This is a genomic window from Streptomyces musisoli (assembly GCF_016741855.1).
Classification (GTDB): domain Bacteria; phylum Actinomycetota; class Actinomycetes; order Streptomycetales; family Streptomycetaceae; genus Streptomyces; species Streptomyces musisoli.
Window position 1 is genome coordinate 94,501 of the sequence record NZ_JAERRH010000022.1, and the last position, 6,000, is coordinate 100,500.

The window sequence follows — 6,000 nt, forward strand, 5'->3', positions numbered from 1 at the left end:
GGGGGGCGACGGGCGATGCACGGCCTATGGACGAACGATCCGACGCGGCGGAGCCGCCGACGGCGACCCTGGCGCACGGCCACGCGGCGACGCGGCCACCACACCAGCCACCACAGCCACCACCAGCGCAGGCACAGCGGCCGTCGCAGGCATGCGCACCCGGCGCACCGGGTCCGTCGGGACCCGGGAGCGGCGCTTACCGGGAGGCCCCGGTGAGCGCCCCGCCCTCCGCGACGACCACCCTCGACGACGCGGTGCGCGCACCGCATCCGCACGAGGCGCCGCCGTCCCGCCGGCCCGTCCTGGGCGACGGCACCCGGCTGATGGAACAACTCGTCCTCGCCCTGGTCTGCGCGGCCTACGCCGTCGGAGCCGCGTTCGACTGGGGAACGGACCAGGTCGCACTGGTCATGGGCGACTTCGGACTGAGCGCGGCGGCGGGTACCGCCGCCGTCTCCTGCTTCCTGTACGCCCGCAGCCGGCGCGTGCGCTTCCGCTCGGCCTGGCTGCTGTTCGCCCTCTCCTCGGCCATGGCCGCCCTGGGCAACGCGGTCTGGGGGTGGTACGAGGTCGTGCTGGGCCGGGCCGTCCCCAGCCCCAGCTACGCCGACCTGTTCTTCCTGTGCTTCGCGCCGCCCGCCATCGTGGGCCTGCTGGTGCTCGCCAAGCGACCGGTGACCAGGGCGGGCTGGATCTGTCTCGGGCTGGACGCCTGGCTGATCGGCGGCTCGCTGCTGACCCTCTCGTGGAGCCTCGCGCTCGCCCAGGCGGCCCGGTTCGACGGGTCGAGCGTGGCGCACGCCGCGCTGTCGCTGGCCTACCCGCTGCTCGACATCGCCCTCGTCAGCATGGTCCTCGCCCTGCACTTCCGCCGTGCCCCGGGCAACCGTACCGCCGTGAACACCGCGATCGGCGCGCTCGCACTGACCGTCATGTGCGACGCCCTGTTCACCTCGCCGCTGCTGCACAGCAGCTACCGCTCCGGGCAGCTGCTGGACGCGGGCTGGTTCGCCGGTTCGCTGCTGCTCGCCTACGCGCCCTGGGCCGCGCCCCGGCGCCGGGGCGCGCAGGAGGCACGCGCGGGCGACGGGCACACGCGCGTGGTGCACGAGCACGTGCCGGGCCAGCGGAGTCCGGGCCACCACCACACACCGTCGTCCGCGCCGGGCGGCGAGCCCAGCCGGTACCCGGCCGGCCGGCCGCTCACCGGCTCCCTCGCCGCCCTCACCCCGTACCTCGCCGCCGCCGTGTGCACCCTGGGCATCCTGTACAGCGTCCTCAACGGCCGCAGACCCGACCACGTCGTGCTGATCACCGCGGGCGCCGTGGTGCTGGCACTCGTCATCCGGCAGGGCATCATGCTGCTGGACAACATCACCCTCACCCAGGAACTGGCGCAGAAGGAGAACCACTTCCGCTCCCTGGTGCAGGGCTCCAGCGACGTCATCATGATCGCCGCGCCGAACGGCATCCTCCGGTACGTCTCCCCGGCCGCCGCCGGGGTGTACGGCCGGCCCGCCGAGGACCTGGTGGGCACCGAGCTGGCCGGCCTCATCCACCCGGAGGACCTGGGCTGCGTGGTGCACGAGGTGCGCCGCTTCCTCGCCGCCAGCCCGCTCCAGGAGCCCACCACGCGCATCGAGTGCCGGTTCCGCTCCGGCGAGGGCGGCTGGCTCAACGTCGAGTCGACCGTCAACCGCCACCACGGCGGGCTCATCTTCAACAGCCGGGACGTCACGGAGAGGGTGCGCCTCCAGGCGCAGTTGCAGCACAACGCCGAACACGACCCGCTGACCGACCTGCCCAACCGCGCGCTGTTCACCCGGCGCGTGCAGCAGGCCCTGTCCGGCCGCCGGGCCACCGACCGGGGCGCCGCCCTGCGCGGCACGGCCGTGCTCTTCATCGACCTGGACGGCTTCAAGGCCGTCAACGACACCATCGGGCACCAGGCCGGGGACGAACTGCTCATCCAGGCCGCGCGCAGACTCCAGGACGCCGTCCGGCACGGGGACACCGCCTCCCGGCTCGGCGGGGACGAGTTCGCGGCCCTGATCGTCGGGGACGGCACCCGGGACCGCGCCGCCCGGGAACGGAACATCCTGGAGCTCGCCGACCGCCTCAGGGTGACCCTCTCCCAGCCGTACGCCATCGACGGCAACGACGTCCGGGTCAACGCGTCCATCGGCGTCGCCTTCGCCGAACCGGGTCTGGGCGCGGGCGAGCTGCTGCGCAACGCCGACCTGGCGATGTACCGCGCGAAATCGGCCGGAAAGGGCCGGGTCGAGCTGTACAAACCGCAGATGCAGCAGGACGTCGTCCGCAAGGCGGAGCTGGCCACGCGCCTGCGTGCCGCGCTCCACGACGGCGAGTTCACGCTGCTGCACCAGCCCGTGGTGTGTCTTCAGAACGGGCGTGTCACGGCGGTCTCCGCGCAGGCGCGCTGGCGCTCCTCCCAGGGGGTGCTGTTCACACCGGCCGAGTTCATGCGGGTGGCCGAGGACGGCGACAAGACCGCCGAGCTGGACCGCTGGATCCTCCAGGAGGCCGTGGAGCAGGCGGCCGAGCGGGCCACGACCGGGCTCGTCGTGCCGGTGGCGGTGCGGATGGGCGCCGGGCGGCTGCTGGACCGCTCGACGCCGCTGGGCTCGGTGGAGGCGCTGCTCACCCGGCACGGGCTGCCGCCCGGGGCGCTGGTCATCGAGCTGTCCGACACCGACCCCCGGGTCTCCCTGGACGAACTGGAGCGGCGGCTGACCGCGCTCAGCAGGCTGGGGGTGCGGATCGCGCTGGACGGCTTCGGCAGCGGCTACGCGGCCATCACGGCCCTGCGGCGGCTGCCCGTGGACATCCTCAAGCTCGACCGCAGCCTGGTCGAGGGCGTGGTCGAGTCCGCGCGGCTGCACAAGATCACCAGCGGTCTGCTGCGGATCGCCGGCGATCTCGGGCTCCAGTCGGTGGCGGAGGGCGTCGACCTGCCCGAGCAGGTGGTCGCACTGCGCGCCATGGGCTGCACCCACGGACAGGGCATGGCGTTCGCCGGTCCGCTGGACGAGTACCGGCTGTGCCGGGCGCTCGGATCCGGCCACTACCCGGTGCCGCACGCCCCGGTGGAACCGGCGTTCGTAGGCAGTGTGCGCGAGCCGAAGGGGGTGTACACCGGGAGTGTCCCCGCTGTCTTCGGAGGCGGCAGTGCCCTTCGCTCACATTCTGAGACTCCCGTCCCACCCACTTGACACGTGGTGCGTGCCGGGGGGAGGGTCAGTGCCATGCGCACCCGAATTCTCGTACTTGGAAAGCGCGTCGGCTGAGCTGGGACCCACCGGAGGACGATCCGGAATCCCCAGCGACCTATCCGGCGCGCTCCCCTCGCTTGCCTTGCGGCACGAGGGGTTTTTTGTTGCACGAGTGCCTTTCGTGCAGCGCTTGAACTCCGTACAAACCTCGCAAAAACCCTCAGCATCGAGAAGAGAATGCCGATGACCGAGCAGGCCACCGGGGCCCACCATCCGCAGCCGCGGCCCCGTTCCGGAGGACAGCAGTCCGCCCCCGTCGAGCACGTCACGGGTGCGCAGTCCCTCATTCGCTCCCTCGAGGAGGTCGGCGCGGACACGGTATTCGGCATTCCCGGCGGCGCGATCCTGCCGGCCTACGACCCGCTGATGGACTCCACCCGGGTGCGCCACGTCCTGGTGAGGCACGAGCAGGGCGCCGGCCACGCGGCCACCGGCTACGCGCAGGCCACCGGCAAGGTCGGCGTCTGCATGGCCACCTCCGGGCCGGGCGCCACCAACCTGGTCACGCCGATCGCCGACGCGCACATGGACTCGGTGCCGATGGTCGCGATCACCGGCCAGGTCGCCTCGAAGTCGATCGGCACGGACGCCTTCCAGGAGGCGGACATCGTCGGCATCACCATGCCGATCACCAAGCACAACTTCCTCGTCACCAAGGCCGAGGACATCCCGCGGACGATCGCGCAGGCGTTCCACATCGCCTCCACCGGCCGCCCGGGCCCGGTCCTGGTCGACATCGCCAAGGACGCCCTCCAGGCGAAGACCACCTTCACCTGGCCGCCCACCATGGACCTGCCCGGCTACCGCCCGGTGACCAAGCCGCACGCCAAGCAGATCCGCGAAGCGGCCAAGCTGATCACCTCCGCCAGGCGACCCGTCCTCTACGTCGGCGGCGGCGTCATCAAGGCGCAGGCCACCGCCGAGCTGAAGGTCCTCGCCGAACTCACCGGAGCGCCCGTCACCACCACCCTGATGGCGCTCGGCGCGTTCCCCGACAGCCACCCGCTGCACGTGGGAATGCCGGGCATGCACGGTGCGGTCACCGCCGTCACCGCGCTGCAGAAGGCCGACCTGATCGTCGCCCTCGGAGCCCGCTTCGACGACCGCGTCACCGGCAAGCTGGACAGCTTCGCCCCGTACGCCAAGATCGTCCACGCCGACATCGACCCGGCCGAGATCGGCAAGAACCGCGCGGCGGACGTGCCGATCGTCGGCGACGCCCGCGAGGTCATCGCCGACCTGGTCCAGGCGGTGCAGAAGGAGCACAGCGAGGGCCACAAGGGCGACTACACCGCCTGGTGGAGCGACCTGAGCCGCTGGCGCGAGACCTACCCGCTCGGCTACGACCAGCCCGAGGACGGCTCGCTCTCGCCGCAGCAGGTCATCGAGCGCATCGGGCAGCTCGCGCCCGAGGGCACGATCTTCGCGGCGGGCGTCGGCCAGCACCAGATGTGGTCCGCGCACTTCATCCAGTACGAGCAGCCCGCCACCTGGCTGAACTCCGGCGGCGCCGGAACGATGGGCTACGCGGTCCCGGCCGCGATGGGCGCCAAGGCCGGCCGGCCCGACCGCACGGTGTGGGCGGTCGACGGCGACGGCTGCTTCCAGATGACCAACCAGGAACTGACCACCTGCGCCCTGAACAACATCCCGATCAAGGTCGCCGTCATCAACAACGGCGCCCTCGGGATGGTCCGCCAGTGGCAGACCCTCTTCTACAACCAGCGCTATTCCAACACCGTGCTGCACAGCGGTCCGGAGGACATCAACCCGGAGGCCAAGGGCACGCGCGTGCCGGACTTCGTGAAGCTGTCCGAGGCGATGGGCTGCGTGGGCCTGCGCTGCGAGCGCCCGGAGGACCTGGACAAGGTCATCGCGGAGGCCAACTCCATCAACGACCGCCCGGTCGTCATCGACTTCATCGTCCACGAGGACGCGATGGTCTGGCCGATGGTCGCCGCCGGCACCTCCAACGACGAGATCATGGCCGCCCGGGACGTCCGCCCCGACTTCGGCGACAACGAAGACGACTGACCCTCGACCGGCAAGGAAGAGCAGAACACCATGTCCAAGCACACGCTCTCCGTCCTGGTGGAGAACACGCCGGGCATCCTCGCCCGGATCGCCGCCCTGTTCTCCCGGCGCGGCTTCAACATCGACTCCCTCGCGGTCGGTGTCACCGAGCACCCCGACATCTCCCGCATCACCATCGTGGTGGGCGTGGAGGACCTCCCGCTGGAGCAGGTCACCAAGCAGCTCAACAAGCTCGTCAACGTGCTGAAGATCGTCGAGCTGGAGCCCGGTCAGGCCGTGCAGCGCGAACTCGTTCTGGTGAAGGTCCGCGCCGACAACGAGACCCGCTCCCAGATCGTGGAGATCGTCCAGCTGTTCCGCGCCAAGACGGTCGACGTCTCCCCGGAGGCCGTCACCATCGAGGCCACCGGATCCAGCGAGAAGCTGTCCGCCATGCTCAAGATGCTGGAGCCGTACGGCGTCAAGGAGCTGGTCCAGTCCGGCACGATCGCGATCGGCCGCGGCGCCCGCTCCATCACGGACCGTTCGCTGCGCGCTCTCGACCGGACGGCGTAAGACTGGGAACGGGCGGCCGGGGACCAGCGACCGCCCGTATGCCGAGACCCCCGAACTTCCTTCCCGCCCGCCGTCATACGGTGGGAGCACCACCTGCACACAAGGAGAGAACCCAAAG

3 protein-coding genes are annotated in these 6,000 nt (G+C 71.2%); all 3 read left to right on the plus strand.

Going from position 1 to position 6,000, the window contains the following annotated elements:
- Positions 1-212 precede the first annotated feature (212 nt).
- The 3 genes from JK361_RS34865 to ilvN all read left to right on the plus strand — a co-directional run bounded on the left by JK361_RS34865 (position 213) and on the right by ilvN (position 5,882).
- Positions 213-3,233: a putative bifunctional diguanylate cyclase/phosphodiesterase gene (locus tag JK361_RS34865; protein ID WP_201826083.1), complete on the plus strand. Its 3,021-nt coding sequence runs from the start codon at positions 213-215 to the stop codon at positions 3,231-3,233.
- A 243-nt stretch (positions 3,234-3,476) separates the two neighbouring features.
- The gene (locus JK361_RS34870; protein WP_201826085.1) at positions 3,477-5,327 is read left to right on the plus strand and encodes an acetolactate synthase large subunit; all 1,851 of its coding nucleotides are present in this window, start codon (positions 3,477-3,479) and stop codon (positions 5,325-5,327) included.
- Between the two features lie 30 nt (positions 5,328-5,357).
- On the plus strand, positions 5,358-5,882 hold the full coding sequence (gene ilvN, locus JK361_RS34875) for an acetolactate synthase small subunit (protein ID WP_201826087.1): 525 nt from the start codon (positions 5,358-5,360) through the stop codon (positions 5,880-5,882).
- The last annotated feature ends 118 nt before the right edge of the window (positions 5,883-6,000 follow it).